At 67.1% G+C, this 20,312-nt stretch carries 19 protein-coding genes; 12 read left to right on the top strand and 7 right to left on the bottom strand.

From position 1 onward, the window contains the following. Positions 1-70 precede the first annotated feature (70 nt). The 6 genes from lptF (at position 71) to rsmA (ending at position 7,916) form a co-directional block, all read left to right on the top strand. Entirely contained in the window at positions 71-1,219 is a 1,149-nt protein-coding gene (lptF, locus tag IT41_RS06830; protein ID WP_036739782.1) for an LPS export ABC transporter permease LptF, read from the top strand. After that, positions 1,216-2,337 (top strand): LPS export ABC transporter permease LptG, encoded by a 1,122-nt coding sequence (gene lptG / locus IT41_RS06825; RefSeq protein WP_036739779.1) that lies wholly within the window; start codon positions 1,216-1,218, stop codon positions 2,335-2,337. Before lptF ends, lptG begins: the two co-directional genes overlap by 4 nt. Beyond that, complete coding sequence (locus IT41_RS06820; RefSeq protein ID WP_036740019.1) at positions 2,337-4,724, top strand: LPS-assembly protein LptD; 2,388 nt, start codon at positions 2,337-2,339, stop codon at positions 4,722-4,724. The genes lptG and IT41_RS06820 overlap by 1 nt, the downstream gene beginning before the upstream one ends. A 31-nt stretch (positions 4,725-4,755) precedes the next feature. Beyond that, positions 4,756-6,039, top strand: coding sequence for a peptidylprolyl isomerase (locus tag IT41_RS06815; RefSeq protein WP_036739778.1), 1,284 nt, complete (start codon positions 4,756-4,758; stop codon positions 6,037-6,039). 63 nt (positions 6,040-6,102) lie between these two features. After that, the gene (gene pdxA / locus IT41_RS06810; protein WP_036739777.1) at positions 6,103-7,071 is read left to right on the top strand and encodes a 4-hydroxythreonine-4-phosphate dehydrogenase PdxA; all 969 of its coding nucleotides are present in this window, start codon (positions 6,103-6,105) and stop codon (positions 7,069-7,071) included. Further along, a complete protein-coding gene (gene rsmA / locus IT41_RS06805) occupies positions 7,068-7,916 on the top strand; it encodes a 16S rRNA (adenine(1518)-N(6)/adenine(1519)-N(6))-dimethyltransferase RsmA (protein WP_036739774.1) in 849 nt (282 codons plus the stop codon). The genes pdxA and rsmA overlap by 4 nt, the downstream gene beginning before the upstream one ends. A 3-nt stretch (positions 7,917-7,919) precedes the next feature. On the opposite strand, the gene IT41_RS06800 is transcribed toward rsmA, so the two are convergent. The 3 genes from IT41_RS06800 to prfA all read right to left on the bottom strand — a co-directional run bounded on the left by IT41_RS06800 (position 7,920) and on the right by prfA (position 10,867). Further along, positions 7,920-8,726, bottom strand: a complete 807-nt coding sequence (locus tag IT41_RS06800; protein ID WP_036739772.1) for a DUF4167 domain-containing protein — start codon at positions 8,724-8,726, stop codon at positions 7,920-7,922. Between the two features lie 241 nt (positions 8,727-8,967). Further along, complete coding sequence (prmC, locus tag IT41_RS06795; protein ID WP_036740018.1) at positions 8,968-9,807, bottom strand: peptide chain release factor N(5)-glutamine methyltransferase; 840 nt, start codon at positions 9,805-9,807, stop codon at positions 8,968-8,970. A 4-nt stretch (positions 9,808-9,811) separates the two neighbouring features. After that, positions 9,812-10,867: a peptide chain release factor 1 gene (prfA, locus tag IT41_RS06790; RefSeq protein ID WP_036739770.1), complete on the bottom strand. Its 1,056-nt coding sequence runs from the start codon at positions 10,865-10,867 to the stop codon at positions 9,812-9,814. A gap of 137 nt (positions 10,868-11,004) precedes the next feature. Here prfA and IT41_RS06785 point away from each other — a divergent pair, with 137 nt between their 5' ends. Then, complete coding sequence (locus IT41_RS06785; protein ID WP_036739768.1) at positions 11,005-12,084, top strand: cytochrome-c peroxidase; 1,080 nt, start codon at positions 11,005-11,007, stop codon at positions 12,082-12,084. 76 nt (positions 12,085-12,160) lie between these two features. Here IT41_RS06785 and IT41_RS06780 read toward each other — a convergent pair whose 3' ends face one another. After that, positions 12,161-12,742, bottom strand: coding sequence for a YceI family protein (locus tag IT41_RS06780; RefSeq protein ID WP_036739766.1), 582 nt, complete (start codon positions 12,740-12,742; stop codon positions 12,161-12,163). 288 nt (positions 12,743-13,030) lie between these two features. On the opposite strand from IT41_RS06780, the gene rpsF reads away from it, so the two are divergent. From rpsF to IT41_RS06760, 4 genes are all read left to right on the top strand, one after another. Then, positions 13,031-13,399, top strand: a complete 369-nt coding sequence (gene rpsF, locus IT41_RS06775) for a 30S ribosomal protein S6 (RefSeq protein ID WP_036739764.1) — start codon at positions 13,031-13,033, stop codon at positions 13,397-13,399. Between the two features lie 18 nt (positions 13,400-13,417). Beyond that, positions 13,418-13,645, top strand: coding sequence for a 30S ribosomal protein S18 (gene rpsR, locus IT41_RS06770; RefSeq protein ID WP_036739763.1), 228 nt, complete (start codon positions 13,418-13,420; stop codon positions 13,643-13,645). A gap of 12 nt (positions 13,646-13,657) precedes the next feature. Continuing rightward, positions 13,658-14,275 (top strand): 50S ribosomal protein L9, encoded by a 618-nt coding sequence (rplI, locus tag IT41_RS06765; RefSeq protein WP_036739760.1) that lies wholly within the window; start codon positions 13,658-13,660, stop codon positions 14,273-14,275. Between the two features lie 148 nt (positions 14,276-14,423). Continuing rightward, positions 14,424-15,167, top strand: a complete 744-nt coding sequence (locus IT41_RS06760) for a hypothetical protein (RefSeq protein WP_052081322.1) — start codon at positions 14,424-14,426, stop codon at positions 15,165-15,167. Between the two features lie 176 nt (positions 15,168-15,343). Here IT41_RS06760 and tig read toward each other — a convergent pair whose 3' ends face one another. The 3 genes from tig to IT41_RS06745 form a co-directional block, all read right to left on the bottom strand. Continuing rightward, on the bottom strand, positions 15,344-16,678 hold the full coding sequence (gene tig, locus IT41_RS06755; RefSeq protein WP_036740016.1) for a trigger factor: 1,335 nt from the start codon (positions 16,676-16,678) through the stop codon (positions 15,344-15,346). 214 nt (positions 16,679-16,892) lie between these two features. Beyond that, positions 16,893-18,038 (bottom strand): CaiB/BaiF CoA transferase family protein, encoded by a 1,146-nt coding sequence (locus IT41_RS06750; RefSeq protein ID WP_036739759.1) that lies wholly within the window; start codon positions 18,036-18,038, stop codon positions 16,893-16,895. Then, positions 18,031-19,242 (bottom strand): acyl-CoA dehydrogenase, encoded by a 1,212-nt coding sequence (locus IT41_RS06745; RefSeq protein ID WP_036739757.1) that lies wholly within the window; start codon positions 19,240-19,242, stop codon positions 18,031-18,033. The genes IT41_RS06750 and IT41_RS06745 overlap by 8 nt, the downstream gene beginning before the upstream one ends. 81 nt (positions 19,243-19,323) lie before the next feature. Here IT41_RS06745 and IT41_RS06740 point away from each other — a divergent pair, with 81 nt between their 5' ends. Further along, a complete protein-coding gene (locus tag IT41_RS06740) occupies positions 19,324-20,256 on the top strand; it encodes a LysR family transcriptional regulator (RefSeq protein WP_197055981.1) in 933 nt (310 codons plus the stop codon). The last annotated feature ends 56 nt before the right edge of the window (positions 20,257-20,312 follow it).

Genomic DNA, 20,312 nt, shown 5'->3' with positions numbered 1-20,312 from the left:
GACCAGAGCCGGGGCTTTCCCAAAGGCGCGGCAACGGCTAATCAATCACAATCAGAACCTTGAGGCGCACATGCCCCGCATCGACCGCTATATCCTGTCGCAGTTCCTGACGCTGTTCGGGTTCTTCGCGCTGGTTCTGGTGTCGGTCTACTGGATCAACCGGGCGGTGTCGCTGTTCGAGAATCTGATCTCGGACGGGCAGACGGCGCTGGTGGTGCTGGAATTCACCGCGCTGACCCTGCCGCTGGTGATCTCGATCGTGCTGCCCATCGCGGCATTCGCCGCCAGCGCCTATGGCACCAACCGGCTGGCCAGCGAATCCGAACTGGTCGCGATGCAGGCGGCGGGCATATCGCCCTGGCGGCTGGCGCGGCCGGTCCTGGCCTTTGGCGTGATGGTGGGGGTGATGGTGGCGGTCCTGGTGCATTCGGTGGTGCCGATGGCGCGCGGGCGGCTGGCCGACCGGCAGGCCGAGATCTCGCAAAACGTTACCGCGCAGTTTTTGCGCGCGGGCGCGTTCCAATATCCCGTGACGGGTGTCACGCTGTATATCAGCAAGGTCGCCGATGACGGGCGGCTGCTGTATTTCTTTCTTGAGGATGCGCGCGATCCGAACAACCAGACCACCTATACCGCGACCGAGGCGCTGGTGGTCAGGACCGATGACGGGCCGCGGCTGGTGATGATGCAGGGGATGGTGCAGAATCTGCGCCAGACGGGGGGCCGGCAAAGCCTGTCGGTCACGCGCTTTGGCGAGCTGGCCTATGATCTGGACACGCTGCTGGACGGCGGCTCGTCGCGCAATCGCGACCTGCGCGCCTATTCGACATCGCAGCTGATGCGCGCCGATGCCGAATTGCTGGCCGCCACCGGCAGCACCGCCGACAAGGCCCGCGCCGAGGCGCATCAGCGGCTGGCCAAGCCGTTTCAGTCGCCGGTCGCGGCGCTTCTGGGCTTTGCCATGCTGCTGATCGGCGGCTACAGCCGCTTCGGCGTCTGGAAACAGGTGATCTGGGCGGTCGTCGCGCTGATCCTGGTGCAGTTTCTGGGCACCGCGGCGGAAAGCCAGGTCGCGCAGAATGCCACGCGCTGGCCGCTGATCTATCTGCCGCCGCTGGTGGGCGCGGCGATCTGCGCCACGATCCTGTGGGTCGCGGCAAAACCGCGACGACTGCGAAAAGGCGCGGCCGCAGCGCCCGCAGCGGGGGACGGATCATGATCCTGTCGGTCTTTGTCGCGCGGCGTTTCCTGCGCACCTTCATCATCATCGCGGCAATTTTCGGCGCCATCCTGTTCCTGATCGACATCGTCGAACAGATCCGACGCTTTTCCGACGAGAATATCGGCCTGTCCGGGGCGGCGGTCCTGTCGCTTCTGAACATCACCGCCAGCTTTTACTCGATCATGCCGCTGATGACGGTTCTGGCCGGGATCGCGCTGTTTCTCAACCTGTCGCGCAGCTCGGAACTGGTGGCGATCCGGGCGGCGGGCCGCTCGGGCATCCGGGTGCTGGCGGCGCCGGCGGTGACGGCGGCGCTGCTCGGCATGCTGTCGGTGGCGGTCATGAACCCGATGGTCGCCGCCACCTCCAAGCGCTACGACGATGCCGTGGCACAGCTGAAAAGCAGCGGCGGCCAGACCGTCAGCCTGGGCGACAATGCCGTCTGGATGCGCCAGGCGCTGCCGATGCGCGGCCGCGACGGAACCGAGGCCTCGGGGCAGGTGGTGATCCGCGCCAGCCGCGCCAGCCCCGATGCGACGACGCTTTATGACGCGACCTTCATGGTCTTTGCCCCCGAGATCGGCCCGACGCGGCGCATCGACGCGGCGCAGGCGCGGCTGACCCAGGGCGCCTGGCAGTTGACCGACACCAAGGAATGGCCGCTGACCCAGCCCAACCCCGAGGCCATGGCCCGCACCGCGCCGACGCTGGAGCTACCCACCGATCTGACCGCCGACCGCATCCGCGACAGTTTTGGCAAGCCCGAGGCGATCCCGGTCTGGCAGTTGCCGGCCTTTATCCGCGGGCTCGAGCGCGCGGGCTTTTCCGCGCTGCGCCACAAGGTCTGGTTCCAGATGGAACTGGCCCGGCCGCTGCTGATGGCCGCCATGGTCGCCATCGCAGCCGTCTTTACCATGCGCCATATGCGTGGCCGCAAGGCCGGCATCCTGGTGCTGGCGGCCTTCATCTGCGGGATCGGGCTGTTCTTTTTGCGCAACCTGGCGCAGGTTCTGGGCGACAATGGCGGCATTCCCGCGGCGCTGGCCGGCTGGGCGCCGCCGATCGTGGCGCTGCTCTTTGCCCTTGGGGCCTTGTTGCAACTGGAGGATGGATGATGGCGCAGACGGTCAAGCGCTGGCACAGGCAGGTTGCCGCCCGCATGGCCCTGATGGCGGCGCTGCTTCCGCTGTTGCCAGAGAGTTCCACCGGCCAGACCCTGACCGGCGAGGGGCAGACCCTGCCCGCCTATGACGCCGACCAGCCGTTCCTGCCCGGACCGGACGGCCCGGCCCTGGCCCCGACCGAGGATCCCGACGCCAATGCCCGCTATGCCGACGGGACCGAGGCCGCCCATGTCCCCGAGATCGCGCAGCGCCCGCCTTCGGTGCGGATCACCGACAGCGGCACGCCGCCCGATGGCAGCCCGGCCACCTTGCTGGCCGACTATCTCTCGCTGGATGCCGACAACCGGCTTACCGCCTCGGGCGGGGTGGTGATCTGGTATCGCGGCAAGCGGCTGGTCGCCTCGCGCGTGATCTATGACCGCGAGACCGGCAGCGCGGTGATCGAGGGCCCGATCCACCTGACCGAGCCGGCCCGCGCCGGCACCCGGCAGGAAACCATCGTCATCGCCGACAGCGCCCAGCTTGAACCGAACCTGCAGGACGGCATCCTGCAGGGCGCCCGGCTGGTGCTGGCGCGCGAAATGCAGATGGCCGCCCGCCAGATGACCCGAAGCGAGGAGGGCAATGTCACGCGGCTGGACAATGTCGTCGCCTCAAGCTGCCAGATCTGCGCAGAGAACCCGATCCCGCTCTGGGAAATCCGCGCCCGCACGATCACCCATGACGCGCGCACTCGGCAGCTGACATTCGACCGTCCGCAGATCCGCGCCTTCGGGACGCCGCTGTTCTCGCTGCCATGGCTGACCGCGCCGGACCCGACGGTCGATCGCATGACCGGCTTTCTGCAACCGCAATTCCGCACCACCTCGAGCCTCGGTTTCGGCATCAAGCTGCCCTATTTCATCACCCTGGGCGATCATGCCGACATCACGGTGACGCCCTATATCTCGGCCAGCCAGACGCGCACGCTGGAGCTGCGCTACCGCCAGGCCTTCAGCAATGGCGCGATGGAATGGAACGGCGCCATCTCGCGCGATGACATCAAGAACAACGACACCCGCGGCTACCTGTTCGGCGCCGCGCGGTTCGAGTTGCCGCGCGGCTATATGCTGGGCTTTCAGCTGCAAACCGCCAGCAACCGCGCCTATCTGCTGGATTACGACATTACCGATGCCGACCGGCTGTGGAGCGGGGTGACCCTGGACCGCATCCGCCGCGACCGGATGATGACCGCGCGGATCGGCAATTACGAATCGCTGCGCGACGACGAACCCGATGAGATGACCCCCTCGGTGGTGGCGGATGCGCTGTGGCGGCGGCGCTGGACGCCCGGCCGGCTGGGCGGTATCGCCGATCTGGAATGGTCGCTGCATGCCCACCGGCGGTCCTCGGACGAGGATGTGCTGGGCCGCGACATGGCGCGCGGCTCGGTGCAGCTGGACTGGCGGCGCAGCGCCATCCTGCCGGGCGGCGTGATGGGGGCCGCGCAGGCCCGGCTCAATGCCGATATCTACCGGATCAGACAGGACAGCGTCTATGACGACTGGGTCGCCCGCGCCGATCCGGCCATCGCCGCGGAACTGCGCTGGCCGCTCGCGCGCCATCGCGGCGGCGTCACCCATATCGTCGAGCCGATCGCCCAGGTGATCTGGTCGCCGGAACGCGATTATGACGACGATGTCCCGAACGAGGACAGCAATCTCGTCGAATTCGACGAGGGCAACCTGTTCTCGCTGAGCCGCTTTCCGGGCTGGGACGCAAGGGAATCCGGCCTGCGGGCGAATCTGGGGCTGGGCTGGACGCGGATCGATCCGGCCGGCTGGTCGATCGGCCTGACCGCCGGCCGCGTGCTGCGCAGCGGCAGCGATTCCGCATTCGAGGGCAGCGGCCCGCTGAGCGGCAACACCTCGGACTGGCTGCTGGCCACGCATTATTCCGGCGCCAACGGGCTTGCGATCGCCAACCGGGCCCTGTTCGATGACGGTTTCTCGATCAGCCGCAACGAATTGCGGCTGGGCTGGTATCAGCCCGGGCTGCAGGTCTCGGCCGGCTATCTCTGGCTTGATTCGGACCCGCGCGAGGAGCGGTTCGCGAGTGTTTCGGAACTGACCACCAGCGGCGGCTGGCAACTGGCGGAAGGCTGGTGGGCCACGACCGAAACCCGCTATGACTTTACCGCCGACCGGGCGCAAAAGGCCGAGCTGGGGCTGGAATACCGAAACGAATGCATCACCGTGGAAATGTCGCTTGAGCGGCGCTTCACCTCGACCGACGAGGTCAATGCCGAGACCCGCTTCGACCTGGGCATCCGGCTGGGCGGGTTCGGGCAGCAGAAGTCAGGGCCGGGAACGGTGGCGCGGCGCAGTTGCATGCGCTAATGTCCGGCGAAACCAAGCGGTGAGGAAGCTGATGCGGCGAATTCTTCTGGGGGCGGCGATGGCCGCGATACTGACCGGGACCGGCCTGGCGCCGCAGGCCGCACAGGCGCAGGGCAGCGGGTTCCAGCCGGTCGTTTACGTCAACGACGCGGCCGTGACCGGTTTCGAGCTGGATCAGCGTGTGCGCTTCCTGCAGCTCCTGCGCGCCCCCGAATCCAGCCCCGCCGCGGCCGAAAAGGCGTTGATCGAAGACCGGCTGCGGCTCTTTGCCGCGCGCCAGTTCGGAATTTCCGCGACCGATGAGCAGATCGATGCCGGTCTGGTCGAATTCGCCGGACGCGCCAATATGAGCGTCGAGGATTTCACCGCTGCGCTGGCCCGTGCCGGGATCGAGCAGCAGACATTCCGCGACTTCATCTCGGCCGGGGTGGTCTGGCGCGAGGTGGTGCGCCAGCGCATCGTCGGGCAGGTCCGCATCACCGATGCCGAGATCGATCAGGAGATGCAGAAGATCATCGAGACGCCACAGATCACCCATGTCGCCTTGTCCGAGGTGATCATCCCCGCCCCCGAGGGGCAGGAGGACGCGGCGATGGATCAGGCTGCCCGGATCGTCGCCGGCACGAATTCGGAAGCCGATTTCGCCGCCTTCGCGCGCCGCTATTCGGCGACGGAATCGGCCGGGCGCGGCGGGCGGCTTCCCTGGATGCCGCTGGCCAACCTGCCCCCGTCGCTGCGGCCGCTGGTGCTGTCGCTGCAGCCGGGACAGGTCAGCCAGCCGCTGACCATCCCCGGCGCGGTAGTGCTGTTCTATCTGCGCGACACGCGCGGCTCGCTGCGCCCGGGCGCCAGCGAGCAGGTTCTGGACTATGTCCGCTTTACCCTGGCCAGCGAGGCCGAGGCGGCGCGGATCGTCGGCATTTCCGACAGCTGCGAGGATCTTTTCGTCCATGCCCGCGAATTGCCGCCCCAGCAGATCGAGCGCCAGACCCTGTCGCAGGGCCAGATCCCGAGCGGCGAGGCCGTGCGCCTGGCCGTGCTGGACGACAATGAGGCGACCGTGGTCAGCTCTGGCGCCGCCGCCCAGATCCTGATGCTTTGCAAGCGCACGCCCGCCCTGATGGCCGAGCCGGAACTGCCCGAGCCTGCGATGACCGAGGCCGCCGCGACAGACGCGGAGCCGGCGCCGCCCGACCCCAACGCGCTGCCCGCCCGCGAAGAAGTCCGCAATCAGATCTTCAACCGCAAGGTCGGTCAGGCCGCCGACGCCTATTTGGCCGAATTGCGCGCCAATGCCGTCATCCGGCGGCCTTGAGCGGCTCGGGCGCATCCGCCGGCGGCGCCTCGCCTTCGGTCCCCTCGATCCGGGCATAGCAGAATGGGCATCACGCATCCCGTCATCCTGACCTGTGGCGAGCCTGCCGGCATCGGGCCGGAACTGGCGCCGAAAGCGCTGGCCTCGGGCGTGCCCTTCGTTTTCCTGGGCGACCCGGGGCATTTGCCCGATGCGACGCCCTGGCGGGAGGTCGCGACGCCGGACGAGACGGTGCCAGAGGGGGTGCTGGCGGTGCTGCGGCACGATTTTCCCGCCCCCGCCACGCCGGGACGGCCCGATCCCCGGAATGCGGCGGCGGTGGTCGAGGTCATCGCGCGGGCCGTGTCGCTGGCGCGTTCCGGCGCGGCGGGTGGCATCTGCACCCTGCCGATCAACAAGGAGGCGCTGAAACGCGGCGCCGGCTTCGCCTTTCCCGGCCATACCGAATATCTGGCGCATCTGGCCGGCGATGTGCCGGTGGTGATGATGCTGGCCTCGACCACGGTCGAGCCGCCCTGCCGGGTGGTTCCGGTGACCATCCATATCGCGCTGCGCGATGTGCCCGGCGCCCTGACGCCCGGGGCGCTGGAACAGGCGATCCGCATTACCCGCGATGCCCTGCAGCGGGATTTCGGCATCCGCGCGCCCCGGCTGGCAATCGCCGGGCTGAACCCCCATGCCGGCGAAAACGGCGTCATGGGCGACGAGGAAACGCGCTGGATGGCGCCGCTGCTCGCGCGGCTGCGCGCCGAGGGCATCGACCTGGCCGGGCCGCTGCCTGCCGACACCATGTTTCACGCCCCGGCCCGCGCGCGCTATGACGTGGCGATCTGCGCCTATCACGATCAGGCGCTGATCCCGGTCAAGACGCTGGATTTCGCCGGCGGGGTGAATGTCACGCTGGGCCTGCCCTTCGTGCGGACCTCGCCCGATCACGGCACCGCCTTCGATATCGCCGGCAAGGGAATCGCCGATGCCGCCAGTGTCATCGCCGCCCTGCGCATGGCCCATGAGATGGCGGCGCGACGGTGAGCACGATCGACGGGTTGCCACCACTGCGCGAGGTGATCGCGCGCCACGATCTGAGGGCGCGAAAGCAGCTGGGACAGAACTTTCTGCTGGACCTGAACCTGACCGCCAAGATCGCGCGCGCGGCCGGCGCCCTGTCGGGCTGCGACGTGATCGAGGTCGGCCCCGGCCCCGGCGGGCTGACCCGGGGCTTGCTGGCCGAGGGCGCGCGCAAGGTGCTGGCGATCGAAAAGGACGCCCGCGCCCTGCCCGCCCTGGCCGAGATCGCCGCCGCCTATCCGGGCCGGCTGCAGGTGATCCATGGCGACGCGCTGGAGGTCGATCCGCTGGCGCATCTGACGCCACCAATCCGCATCGTCGCCAATCTGCCCTATAATGTCGGCACCGAACTGCTGATCCGCTGGCTGACGCCGGCCTCCTGGCCGCCCTTCTGGCAATCCTTGACGCTGATGTTCCAGAAAGAGGTCGCCGAGCGGATCGTGGCGCAACCCGGCGGCAAGGCCTATGGCCGGCTGGCGGTGCTGGCGCAATGGCGCACGGATGCGAGAATCGTGATGACCCTGCCGCCCGAGGCCTTCGTGCCGGCGCCCAAGGTCCATTCCTCGGTGGTGCATCTGACGGCCCTGCCCGCGCCGCGCCATGCCGCCGATCCGGCGCTGCTGAGCCGGGTCGTCGCCGCCGGCTTCAACCAGCGGCGCAAGATGCTGCGCGCCTCTCTCAAGGGGCTGCATCCGAAGATCGAGGATCTGCTGGTCGCGGCCGGCATCGCGCCCACCGCGCGCGCCGAAGAGATCGCTCTCGCGCAGTTCTGTGCGCTGGCGCGCGGCCTGGCCGACGCGCCGCGCTGAAACCTATTCGCCCGAAGAAGCCTTGTCCGGCTGGGCCGCGCCTTCCTTGTCGGCGGCCTTCTTGCGGCCGCGCGGAGCGCGGGGCGCGGCGGTGCCGGCAGCGGTGGCGCGGGTGCGGCGACGCGGTGCCGGCGCGACCGGTTCGGCTGCGGGGGCTTCCTCGGCGGCAGGCGCCTCGGCCGCGGTCTGATCCCCAGCCTGATCCGCAGCCTTATCCGCGCCACGATCCGGCGGCTGCCCGGCAGAAGCCGGCGCGGATTCCGGGGTCGCGACCGGGCCGCTGGCTTCCTCTTCGTCAGCGATGACCGGCGGCAGACCTGCATCGCCGTTTGCCGCATCGCCCCGGTTCCCGGCGCGCTTGTCATTGCGCTGCGCCGCCGGCTGCTCGTCATGGCGGGTGTCGCGACGGTCCTCCGCCTGATCGCTGCCACGGTCGCGGCGGCTGTTGTTGCCGTTATGACCGTTCTGGCCATAGCCGTTTTCGCCCTGACCATTGCCCGCATCGCGCGAGTCGTCGTCGCGACCGCCCTGATGCTGCTGCTGGTTCTGCTGGCGTTCGGCCTGCTCGCGCTGCGCTTCACCCAGCATGCGGGTGTAATGCTCGGCATGCTGCAGGAAGCTCTGCTCGGCGACACGGTCGTTCGAGAGCTGCGCATCGCGGGCCAGCGTCAGGTATTTCTCGATGATTTGCTGGGGCGTACCACGTACCTTGCCCTCGGGACCCGAGGAATCGAAGACACGGTTGACGACATTGCCCAGTGTGCGCTGTCGGTTCGACTTGTTGCGCGAACGGGATTTGGATGATCTCATCAGCTTATTTTAATCAGTTTTCCCGGCTGCGACCGGCTGAGGTTGGGGTCATGTTACGGCTATTCTCAATCGGGCAAGGAGCTTGGCTCCCGATCCCCGCATTAACCAGTTGGAGGCTGAGTGTAACTGACCCGTGCGTGGGCGCTGCGCCCCCGTCACAAATGCGAATAAACACGCCGCAGCGGCCGGCACAAGCAAAAAATTCTGGCAAATGCATCAAAACTTGTGACTGCTTGCCGGATCAGCGCGGTTTTCGGCCGAAAACAACCCGGTCGCGGCCGTCCAGATCCGGCAGGATGCACACATCTTGCAATCCGGCGGCGCGCATCAGCGCCGCCACCTGCGCGCCCTGCCCGGACCCTGTTTCCACCATCAACCGCCCGCCCGGGGTCAGATGCGCGGGCGCGTCGCGGGCGATCGCGCGATAGGCGGTCAGCCCGTCGGCCTCATCCGTCAGCGCCTGGCGCGGCTCCCATTCGCGCACATCGGGCGCAAGGCCGGCCATCTCGTCCAGCGCGATATAGGGCGGGTTCGACACGATGAGATCGAAGCGACCCTGCACGGCCGAGAACCAGTCGCTTTCGATGAAACTCGCCGAAACGCCTATCATCTCTGCGTTTTCTCGCGCCACCTGAAGCGCGGGGCGGGAAATATCGGTGCCTGTCCCGCGACTTTCCGGGCGCTCTGCCAGAAGCGATATCAGGATGGCCCCGGTCCCGGTGCCCAGATCCAGAACCGAGGTAAAGGGCGCCTGCAGCGCCGCCTCGACCAGGGTTTCCGTTTCCGGACGCGGGTCCAGCGTATCGCGGGTGACGCGGAAATCATGCTTCCAGAAGGCGCGGCGGCCGATGATCTGGGCCACCGGCTGCCGTGCGAGGCGCGCCGCGACGGCCGTCTCGAACCGCTCTTGCGCCAATGCGGAGAGCGGCCGGGCCATCGCATCGGTCAGGCGATGGCGCGGCAGATTCAGCGCATGGGCGAAAAGCAGCCGGCCATCCTCGACCGCGCCGGGTATCCCGGCGGCGACCAGTTGCGCGACGGCCCGGCGCAGCGCCTCGGCCGCATTCGGCGAATCGCCCATGTCCTCAGGCGTCCTGCGCGGCCAGCCGCTCGGCCTGGTCATGGGCAGTGAGCGAATCGAGGATCTCGGCCAGATCGCCCTGCATGATGCGGTCCAGCGCATACAGCGTCAGGCCGATGCGGTGATCGGTCATCCGGCCCTGCGGAAAATTATAGGTGCGGATACGCTCGGACCGGTCGCCCGAGCCGACCTGGCTCTTGCGATCGGCGGCGCGCTCGGCATCGGCGCGCTGGCGCTCGATATCGTAAAGCCGGGCGCGCAGCACGGCCATGGCGTTGGCGCGGTTCTGATGCTGCGATTTTTCCGAGCTGGTCACCACGATGCCGGTGGGCAGATGGGTGATCCGCACCGCCGAATCGGTGGTGTTGACATGCTGGCCGCCGGCGCCGCTGGCGCGCATCGTGTCGATGCGGATATCGCTGGCGGGGATGTCGATATCGACATCCGCGGCCTCGGGCAGGACGGCGACGGTGGCGGCGCTGGTATGGATGCGGCCGCCGGATTCGGTTTCAGGCACGCGCTGTACGCGATGCACGCCGGATTCGTATTTCAGCCGCGCGAACACCCCCTCGCCCTCGATCCGGGCCATGGCCTCGCGCACGCCGCCCAGATCCGATTCGGCCAGTTCCAGCAGTTGAAACTGCCAGCCCTGCGCCTCGGCAAAGCGGCGGTACATGTTGAGCAGATCGCCGGCGAACAGCGCCGCTTCCTCGCCGCCGGTGCCGGGGCGGATCTCGAGGATCGCGGGACGGGCATCGGCGGCGTCGCGCGGCAACAGCGCGATGCGCAGCGCGTGCTCGAGGCCGGGCAGTTCGGCGCGCAGGCGCGACAATTCATCCTCGGCCAGTTCGCGCATCTCGGGATCGGCCAGCATGGCCTGCGCCTCATGGATGCCATCCTGCGCCTCGCGCCATTGCGCGATCTGGGTCACCACCGGCTTCAGCTCGGAATATTCGCGGCTTATCGCGGCAATCTCATCCGGCGACGGCCCTGCGTTGAGCTGCGCTTCGAGATATTCGAAACGCGCGACAATCTGGGAAAGGCGGTCCTGCGGCAACATGACAGGGAATTAGCCGTTGCGCCGCCGACCGGCAAGCGTGAACCGCGCGGCCATCTGACCCAGATCAAAGCGGGCCCGCCGTTTTCGGCGCAGGATCACCGCCGACGCGCATATCTTCGCAGCCAAAAGGAGCCACGATGAAGTTCGTCCCCCTGCTGACAGCAAGCTGTCTGGCCCTGTCCACCCTGCCCGCGCTGGCGCAGACCGCCGGCATAGACAACGATGCCCTGCGCGAAGAGGCCCTGGGCGTGTTCGACGCGATTCCCTCGGACATGACCGCAATCAAACAGACCGAGGAAAACCCCGAAGGCGTGACCCTGACCCCGGAAAAGATCGAGTTGGGCAAGGTGCTGTTCTTTGATCCGCGCATGTCGCGATCGGGTCTGATCTCGTGCCAGACCTGCCATAACGTGGGCCTGGGCGGGGTTGACGGCCTGCCGACCTCGGTCGGGCATGGCTGGCAGAGAGGGCCGCGCAACGCGCCCACCATGCTCAACGCGATCTTCAACGCCGCGCAGTTCTGGGACGGCCGCGCGCCCGATCTGGCCGAGCAGGCCAAGGGTCCGGTCCAGGCCAGCGTCGAGATGAGCAACACCCCCGAAGAGCTGGTCAAGACGCTGAACTCGATGCCGGAATATGTCGAGGCTTTCCGCACCGCCTTTCCCGGCGACAACGATCCGGTGAATTTCGACAATTTCGCCGCCGCGATCGAACAGTTCGAGGCCACGCTGATCACGCCGAACAGTCCTTTCGACCGCTTTCTCGGCGGCGATGACGCGGCCATGTCCGATCAGCAGAAGCGCGGGCTGCAGGCCTTCATGGACACGGGCTGCACCGGTTGCCACTATGGCGTGAACCTGGGCGGGCAGGACTACCACCCCTTCGGGCTGGTCGCGAAGCCCGGCGCCGAAGTGCTGCCCGAGGGCGATACCGGCCGCTTCGAGGTCACGAATACCGTGGATGACGAATATGTCTTCCGCGCCGCGCCGCTGCGCAATGTCGAGCTGACCGCCCCCTATTTCCACTCGGGCGTGGTCTGGGATCTCAGGGAGGCGGTGCAGATCATGTCCTCGTCGCAGCTGGGAACGGAACTGGAGCCCGAACAGGTGGACGATATCGTCGTCTTCCTTGGCGCGGTGACGGGCGATCAGCCACGGATCGACCATCCGATCCTGCCGGTGCGGACGAATACCACGCCGCTTCCCGCGCCCATGTAGATTTGCCGCGCAAAGGATTGATAAAACTGGAAAGGGGACCGGGCGGCCCCCTTTCCCTGAATGGCTGTCCGGCGGGTTACTCCGCCACCACGGCCTCGATGGTGATGTCGATATCGACCTCATCCTCGACCGCCGGCGCGAATTGGCCCAGGTTGAAATCCGAACGCCTGATCTCGGTCTCGGCGTCGAAGCCGATGGTTTCCCTGCCGTCCATCGGGTTCGGCGCCAGCTTGTTCAGTTCCACCTCGAGCACGACCTGCCGGGTAACGCCGTTCAGGGTCAGATCGCCGGTCACGCGGGCCTCGTCGTCATCGTCCGGCTCGACCCTGGTCGATCTGAAAACGGCCTCGGCCTTGGCCACGTCGGTATTGAAGAAATCCGGTCCGAAGAGGTGCTGGTCCAACTCGGGCGAGACGGTGCGCAGCCCCGAAAGCGGCATCACCGCCTCGACGCTGGAGGCGGCAAGGTCATCGCGATCCAGCACCAGCGTGCCGGTCACGCCGTTGATGATGCCGGTGCTGTTTGAAAATCCCATATGCGAATATTCGAACACGACCTGACTGTGCGCGGGGTCGAACCGATAGGTCACGGGCGCCGCCAAGGCGCCGGAGGCGCCAATGAGGGCCATCATGGCGACGGAAACGAAAACAGGTTTCATGACAAACTCCGTTTGGAAGTGGCTCAGTCGTGGTTCCCAGATGCGCGCGGCAATGGCAACAAGGCATTGCCGCGCCCGCTGAGCTCTTGGTGTTTCGCCGCGGCGCGGAAACCGCAATGCGGATTGCCCGGCCGGTCGGGATTTCGGCGGCGTTTTCCCTTGCATTTGCCGGCATCCCGGCTATAAGGCCGCATCCTTCCGCAAGTGCGAAACCGGCGCGACCTCTCGAGGCGGGGCGCGGAAGGGATGGCCCGCCGTTGAAGTGCGCCCTGGAAAAAAGGTGAAGGCATGCCGCTTTACGAGCATGTGCTGATCGCCCGTCAGGACCTGTCTAACACGCAGGCCGAAGGGCTGATCGAACATTTTTCGACCGTTCTCGCCGATAATGGCGGCAAGGTCGTGGACAATGAATATTGGGGCGTGCGCACGCTTGCCTACAAGATCAACAAGAACCGCAAGGGTCATTACGCCTTCCTGCGCTCGGACGCCCCTTCGGACGCCGTGCAGGAAATGGAGCGTCTGGCCCGGCTGCATGACGATGTCATGCGCGTGCTGACCATCAAGGTCGAGGAGCACAAGGAAGGCCCCTCGGTCCAGATGCAGAAGCGCGAAGAGCGCGGCGAGCGCCGCTCGCGCGATCGCGACGACCGGAACTAAGGGAAAGGAACCAGAGACATGGCCAACAAACCCTTCTTCCGTCGCCGCAAGGTCTGCCCCTTCTCGGGCGACAATGCGCCTGCGATCGATTACAAGGACACCCGTCTGCTGCAGCGCTATATCAGCGAACGTGGCAAGATCGTGCCGTCGCGCATCACCGCCGTTTCCTCCAAGAAGCAGCGCGAACTGGCCCGCGCCATCAAGCGCGCCCGGTTCCTGGCGCTGCTGCCCTATGCCGTGAAGTAAGGAGAGACGATCATGCAAGTCATCCTGCTGGAACGTGTGGCAAAGCTGGGCCAGATGGGCGATGTCGTGAAGGTCAAAGAGGGCTTCGCGCGCAACTTCCTGCTGCCGCAGGGCAAGGCGCTGCGGGCCTCGGACGCCAATATCGCCGCATTCGAGGCGCAGAAGGCCGATCTGGCCGCGCGCAACGACGAAACCCGCGCCGAGGCGCAGAAGCTGGCCGACAAGCTGGACGGTCAGATGTTCGTCATCATCCGCTCGGCTTCGGATGCCGGCGCGCTTTACGGCTCGGTCACGCCGCGTGACGCCGCCGATGCCGCCAATGCCGAAGGTTTCGCGGTCGAGCGTCGTCAGGTCGTCCTGGCCGCGCCGATCAAGGAGCTGGGTCTGCACACGGTGAACGTGCACCTGCATCCCGAAGTCGATGCGGTGATCAAGCTGAACGTCGCCCGCTCGGCCGAAGAGGCCGAATTGCAGGCTTCGGGCAAGTCGATCCAGGAACTGGCCGCCGAAGAGGAAGCCGCCGCGGAATTCGAAATCGCCGAGCTTTTCGACGATATCGGTGCGGCTGGCCGCGACGACGACGACGACCAGGCCCCGGCAGCTTCTGCCCAGGACCAGGCCGCGAACTGATCGCCGCCACATGCAAGACAGGAAGAACGCGCCGCAACCCGGCGCGTTTTTTCATCGCCGCCGGCATAAGCGGGGCGGCCCGCTGGAACATTCCGGCCGCCCGGGGGTTAGGTTCGCAAAGCGATATTTCGCCAAGGGAACTCCCGCGATGTCAGATGACACCTCCCTGCCCGATCACGACGACCATCCGCCGGTCACAGGCGGTCGCACCGATGAACATGGCGGCGCCCGCTACCGGGCACGACCGGATTTCGCGGGCGACTCGCGCCGCATCCCGCCGCATGGCGATGTCTCGCCCGATGGATCCCGGACCTGGCCGCGCCCGTCGGCACAGGCGAAATGGCTGGTCTGGGGCGGCACCGCCCTTGCCGTCGCGGCGCTGACCGCCGGCACGGTAATCGCCGGGCGCCATCTGCTGGCGGCACTGTCGGACGAAAGCCCGCCGCCGCGCGCGCGCCGGGCCATGGCGCCGCGTTTCGCCGATCTCGCCGACGAGGAACGCGAAGCGATACGTCAACGCGCCCGCGCGCGCGAGCTTGACGATGACCGCCGGGCCGCGCGGCTGCGCGCCGAGGCGATGCGCAAGCGGCGGGCGGGTCGCCGGTCCGGCGGCCCCGGTCTGCTGCAGGAGGTCGAGACGAATACCGCGAGCCTCTCGAACGGGGTCGATAACCTCATGGGCGCGCTGGCATCCGCCCTGCTGGGCTTTCGCGAGGTCGCGGCTCAGGCGGGTTCGATAGTTCGCGATTTCGGCGATACCGCCGATCTGATCCGCGACCTGGCCGACGGCGCGAATCGCCGCGCCGTCCCGCCCGGTACCGCCCGGACGGACCCGGCCGGGGACACCGCCGAACCCGAAACGCGGGACGATGCCCGCCTGCATCGGCTGTAGGCCGCCGGCACTGAACCGGGGGCAGGCCCCTGCCCGCCACCGCCAATCCGGGGCGGATCGGGCGCCCGGATATGTCCCAATCGCCGCCCATTCGCCCTGATGCCCGACGGCCCCGGGCAGGCAAGGAAAAGGCCGCCCCGAGCGGGGCGGCCTTGGCCAGGTCATGCGGGGCCGGATCAGAGTTCGTCCAGCGCCTCGATGGCTTTTTCCAGCTCTTCCTTGGTCACGGTCTTCTCGGAGACCTTGGCGCCTTCGACGATGTGATCGACGACCTTATCCTCGAAGATCGGGGCGCGCAGCTGCTGCTGGGCCTGCGGGTTCTTCTGGATGAACTCGAAGAAGGCACGCTCCTGCCCCGGATATTGACGCGCCTGCTGCAGCACCGCCTGGGTCATTTCCTGATCGCTCACGGTGATCTCGGCCTTCTGGCCGATCTCGGCCAGCAGCAGGCCCAGACGGACACGGCGCTCGGCCAGCGATTTGTGCTCATCGGTGGGCTCGATCGTGCCATGGTTATGGCCGTGCTCTTCGGGGTGCTCCTCGTGCCACAGCTGATGGGCGATCTGGTTCGCCTCGGCCTCGACCAGCGACTCGGGCAGGTCGAACTTGACCAGCGAGTCCAGCTTGTCCAGCAGCGCGCGCTTGAGCACCTGACGCGCGGCGCCCTTGTATTCGGCTTCCAGCCGCTCGCGGATCTGGGTCTTGAGCGCCTCCAGATCGTCGGCGCCGAATTTCTTGGCCAGCTCGTCGTCGATCTCGGCCTCTTTCGGGGCCTTGACCGCCTTGACGGTGGTCTCGAACACCGCGTCCTTGCCGGCCAGATGCTCGGCACCGTATTCCTCGGGGAATTTCACCTCGACCCGAACCTCATCGCCGGCCTTGGCGCCGACAAGCCGGTCCTCGAAGCCGGGGATGAAGCTGTTCGAGCCCAGCACCAGCGGGTAATCCTCGGCGGTGCCGCCCTCGAAGGCCTCACCATCGACCATGCCCTTGAAGTCGATCACGACCTGATCGCCTTCCTTGGCCTTGGAGCCCTTGCGGCGATCCTCGAAATCCTGCGCATTCTTGGCCAGGTTCTGCAGCGCCTCGGTCACCTGCTCGTCGGCGGCCGAGACGACCAGACGCTCAAGCTCGATGCCCGACAGGTCGGCCTCGGGGATCTGCGGCAGGGCCTCATAGGCGACGGTGACGACCACATCGTCGCCCTCTTTCCAGGTCTCGCCATCGACCATTTCGATCTGCGGCTGGGCGGCCGGGCGGTCGCCGCTTTGCTCAAGGTGATCGCGCATCGCCTTGTCGATGGCTTCCTGCATCGCATCGCCCAGCACGCGCTGGCCGAACTGCTTTTTCAGCAGAGCCATCGGCACCTTGCCCTTGCGGAATCCCTTCATCTCGATCCCGGGCTGGGCCTCTTTCAGCTTCGCATCGACCTGCGCCGCAAGATCGGCGGCGGGGAGCGTGAATTCATAGCCGCGCTTCAGCCCTTCGTTCCGGGTTTCCTTGACCTGCATCTGTTTTCCTTCATCCATCCAAGCTGCGGGGCAGGACGCTGGCCCGGACCATGCCGCAACCGCCCGGCCCTGCGCCCCCCGTGTTTCAGCGCGCTAGCTATGGGATTTCAGCGGCCATAGCAAGGCGGATGGCTCATTTCCTGCGGCATGCGGCCCGCTCGACAGCGACGGATTGCCAGACCGGGAAAAGGCGACGGCAGACGTTCGAGGCTGCCTAATCCCGAAAGCGCCATTCGCCCGCGCCCAGGGCCGGGGCGGCGCGATCCGTGACCAGCGGGCTGCGCGAGAACCGCATCGGACTGCGCAGGCCGGCAATCCCCTCGGGCGCGATTCTCAGCCCCCGGGCGGCGATCTGCGGCTCGGCCAGCGCCTCGGCCACGTCATTGACCGGACCGCCGGGCACGCCCGCCGCCTCGAGCGCGGCGATCAGGCTGGCGCGGCCCTGGCGGCGCGTCGCCCCGGCCAGCAGGGGAACCAGCCGGTCGCGATTCGCCACGCGCGCCGGATTGGTCGCGAATTCCGGATCCTGCGCCAGATCCGGCAGCTCCAGCACCCGGCACAGCGCCGCGAATTGCCGGTCGTTGCCGCATGCGATGATCAGATGCCCGTCGCTGGCGGGAAACAGCTGATAGGGCACGATATTGGGATGCGCATTGCCCAGACGATGCGGCACCGCGCCGCCCAGCAGGTAATTCGTCGCCTGATTGGCCAGCACCGCGACCCCGCAATCCAGAAGCGACAGGTCCAGATGCTGCCCCAGCCCGGACCGGGCGCGCTCGGCCAGTGCCGCCTGCACGGCGATGGTGCCGTAAAGCCCGGTGAAGATGTCGATCCAGGCGACGCCGACCTTCTGCGGCTCACCGCCCGGATCGCCGGTCAGGTCCATGATGCCCGACATGCCCTGGATCAGGAAATCATATCCCGGCTGCGCGGCGCGCGGCCCGTCCTGTCCGAAGCCGGTGATCGAGGCATAGACAAGGCCCGGATTGCGCGCCGACAGGCTGTCGTAATCCAGCCCGAACCTGCGCAGACCGCCCAGCTTGAAATTCTCGATCACCACATCGGCATCGTCGATCAGCGTTTTCAGCCGGTCCAGATCGCCCGGATCGTTGAAATCGCAGATCGCCGAGCGCTTGCCCCGGTTCGCGGCATGGAAATAGGCGGCAACGGTTTCCGTGCCGCCATCGGCCCGGGGCCGTTCGATGAAGGGCGGCCCCCAGCGGCGGGTATCGTCGCCCTCGGGTGCCTCGACCTTGATCACCTCGGCGCCCAGATCGGCCAGGGTCTGGCCGATCCACGGCCCGGCAAGGATGCGCGCCAGTTCGACGACGCGCAGCCCCTTCAGCGCCGGCTCAGCCAAAGGCCTGAATCCCGGTCTGCGCCCGGCCCAGGATCAGCGCATGCACGTCATGCGTACCCTCATAGGTGTTCACGGTTTCCAGATTCTGCGCATGGCGCATGACGTGATAGCCGATCTGGATGCCGTTGCCGCCGTGCATGTCGCGCGCGGCCCGGGCGATATCCAGCGCCTTGCCGCAATTGTTGCGCTTGACGATGGAAATCATCTCTGGCGCGAAACGGCCTTCGTCGAACAGGTGCCCGACGCGCAGGCTGGCCTGCAGGCCAAGCGCGATTTCCGTCTGCATATCGGCCAGTTTCTTCTGGAACAGCTGGGTCGCGGCCAGCGGGCGGTTGAACTGCTGCCGGTCGAGCCCGTATTGGCGGGCGCGGAACCAGCAATCCTCGGCCGCGCCCATCGCGCCCCAGCTGATGCCATAGCGCGCGCGGTTCAGACAGCCGAAGGGGCCGCCCATGCCCTCGGCGCCGGGCAGGAGCGCGTCCTCGCCGACCTCCACATTCTCCATCACGATCTCGCCGGTGATCGAGGCGCGCAGGCTCAGCTTGCCCTCGATCCTGGGGGCGCTGAGGCCCTTCATCCCCTTCTCCAGCACAAAGCCGCGCACCTTGCCGCCATGCGCCTCGGATTTCGCCCAGACCACGAAGACATCGGCAATCGGCGCGTTCGAGATCCACATCTTGGACCCGTTCAGCACATAGCCGCCCTCGGTCCTTTTCGCCCGCGTCTTCATGCCGCCGGGGTCGGAGCCGGCATCCGGCTCGGTCAGGCCGAAACAGCCGATAAGCTCGCCCGAGGCCAGCCCGGGCAGGTATTTGCGTTTCTGCTCCTCGCTGCCGTAAGCCTCGATCGGGAACATCACCAGCGAGGATTGCACCGAGGCCATCGAGCGATAGCCGCTGTCCACGCGCTCGATTTCCCGCGCGACCAGCCCGTAGGCGACATAGGAGGCGCCGACGCCGCCATATTCCTCGGCCACGGTGACACCCAGCAGACCCGCCTGCCCCATCTCGCGGAAAATCTCGGGGTCGGTCGCCTCGTCCAGATAGGCGGCCTCGATCCGCGGCGCCAGACGGTCGGCGGCAAAGGCGGCGGCGCTGTCCCGGATCATCCGCTCTTCCTCGGTCAGTTGATCCTCCAGCAGGAACGGATCGGACCAGGAAAAGGGGCTGCCCTTATGCGATTTATTCGTCACGTCATGCCTCATGCTGCTGCGGGGTCCGGGATCGGGTCACTATGCAATACAGGCTTCAATTCGTCGCGCAAAATGGATAATCCTGATGACTTGATGCATAGGGTGAATGTTTTGCGCCAAAGACGCTTTCTGCCCAATCTCAGCCTGCTTCTGGCTTTCGACGCGGTGATGCGGGCCGGTTCGGTGACCGGCGCGGCGCAGGAACTGGGGCTGACGCAAAGCACGATCAGCCGCCTGATCCAGAGCCTTGAGGCGCAGCTGACGCGCCAGCTGTTCATCCGCCACAAGAAGCGCCTGACCCCGACCGAGGCCGCCCGGCGCTATTTCCGCGACATCTCGGGCGCGCTCGACATCATTCAGCGCGCCAGCATGTCGGTGATCGCCAATCCCGATGGCGGCACGCTGGATCTGGCCGTGCTGCCCACCTTTGCCACTCGCTGGCTGGCGCCCAGGTTGCCGGGCTTCCTGTCGCAGAACCCCGGCATCTCGGTCAATCTGGCGACCCGCTTCACCACCTTCAGCTTCGACGCCGAACCCTTCGACGCGGTCATCTATTACGGCAGCGACGACTGGCCGGGCGCGTTGCATCTGAAGCTGTTCGACGAAAGATGGACCGCCTGTGCCTCCGACGCCTTCCTGTCGCACCATCCGATCGCCGGACCCGAGGACCTTGCCGGGGCCGAGCTGCTGCAGCTGGAAAGCCGGCCCGGCGCATGGGCGGACTGGTTCCAGGGCCAGGGCTTCGCCCGCCCCGAGGGGGCCGAGGGCATGATGATGGACCAGTTCTCGATGATGATCCAGGCCGCCATCTCGGGGCTGGGCGTGGCGCTGCTGCCCGACTATCTGGCGCAGATCGAAATCCATGAGGGCCGGTTGCGCCCGATCCTGCGCCCTGCCGTGCCGGGGCATGGTGCCTATTGGCTGGCCTGGCCCGAGCGCAAGGCGGGGCTGCGGCCGCTGGCGGTGTTCCGTGACTGGATCGGGGCGCGGATGGCACAGGACGATGTTCATGCGCCGCGCGAATGAAAACCGGCGCCCCGCTGTCGATTTCCCCCAGGAGGCAAGGGATATCGACACGCGGC

Source organism: Paracoccus halophilus (assembly GCF_000763905.1).
In the GTDB taxonomy this organism is placed as follows: Bacteria; Pseudomonadota; Alphaproteobacteria; order Rhodobacterales; family Rhodobacteraceae; genus Paracoccus; species Paracoccus halophilus.
The sequence above is the reverse complement of the archived record's forward strand: the minus strand, read 5'-3'. Positions and strand labels throughout refer to the sequence as shown.

Excerpts from the sequence above, each read along its gene's own strand:
- lptF (WP_036739782.1), top strand. The coding sequence starts at position 71 with ATGCCCCGCATCGACCGCTATATCCTGTCGCAGTTCCTGACGCTGTTC.
- lptG (WP_036739779.1), top strand. The coding sequence starts at position 1,216 with ATGATCCTGTCGGTCTTTGTCGCGCGGCGTTTCCTGCGCACCTTCATC.
- IT41_RS06820 (WP_036740019.1), top strand. The coding sequence starts at position 2,337 with ATGGCGCAGACGGTCAAGCGCTGGCACAGGCAGGTTGCCGCCCGCATG.
- IT41_RS06815 (WP_036739778.1), top strand. The coding sequence starts at position 4,756 with ATGCGGCGAATTCTTCTGGGGGCGGCGATGGCCGCGATACTGACCGGG.
- pdxA (WP_036739777.1), top strand. The coding sequence starts at position 6,103 with ATGGGCATCACGCATCCCGTCATCCTGACCTGTGGCGAGCCTGCCGGC.
- IT41_RS06800 (WP_036739772.1), bottom strand. The coding sequence starts at position 8,726 with ATGAGATCATCCAAATCCCGTTCGCGCAACAAGTCGAACCGACAGCGC.
- prmC (WP_036740018.1), bottom strand. The coding sequence starts at position 9,807 with ATGGGCGATTCGCCGAATGCGGCCGAGGCGCTGCGCCGGGCCGTCGCG.
- prfA (WP_036739770.1), bottom strand. The coding sequence starts at position 10,867 with ATGTTGCCGCAGGACCGCCTTTCCCAGATTGTCGCGCGTTTCGAATAT.
- IT41_RS06785 (WP_036739768.1), top strand. The coding sequence starts at position 11,005 with ATGAAGTTCGTCCCCCTGCTGACAGCAAGCTGTCTGGCCCTGTCCACC.
- IT41_RS06780 (WP_036739766.1), bottom strand. The coding sequence starts at position 12,742 with ATGAAACCTGTTTTCGTTTCCGTCGCCATGATGGCCCTCATTGGCGCC.
- rpsF (WP_036739764.1), top strand. The coding sequence starts at position 13,031 with ATGCCGCTTTACGAGCATGTGCTGATCGCCCGTCAGGACCTGTCTAAC.
- rpsR (WP_036739763.1), top strand. The coding sequence starts at position 13,418 with ATGGCCAACAAACCCTTCTTCCGTCGCCGCAAGGTCTGCCCCTTCTCG.
- rplI (WP_036739760.1), top strand. The coding sequence starts at position 13,658 with ATGCAAGTCATCCTGCTGGAACGTGTGGCAAAGCTGGGCCAGATGGGC.
- IT41_RS06760 (WP_052081322.1), top strand. The coding sequence starts at position 14,424 with ATGTCAGATGACACCTCCCTGCCCGATCACGACGACCATCCGCCGGTC.
- tig (WP_036740016.1), bottom strand. The coding sequence starts at position 16,678 with ATGCAGGTCAAGGAAACCCGGAACGAAGGGCTGAAGCGCGGCTATGAA.
- IT41_RS06745 (WP_036739757.1), bottom strand. The coding sequence starts at position 19,242 with ATGAGGCATGACGTGACGAATAAATCGCATAAGGGCAGCCCCTTTTCC.
- IT41_RS06740 (WP_197055981.1), top strand. The coding sequence starts at position 19,324 with ATGCATAGGGTGAATGTTTTGCGCCAAAGACGCTTTCTGCCCAATCTC.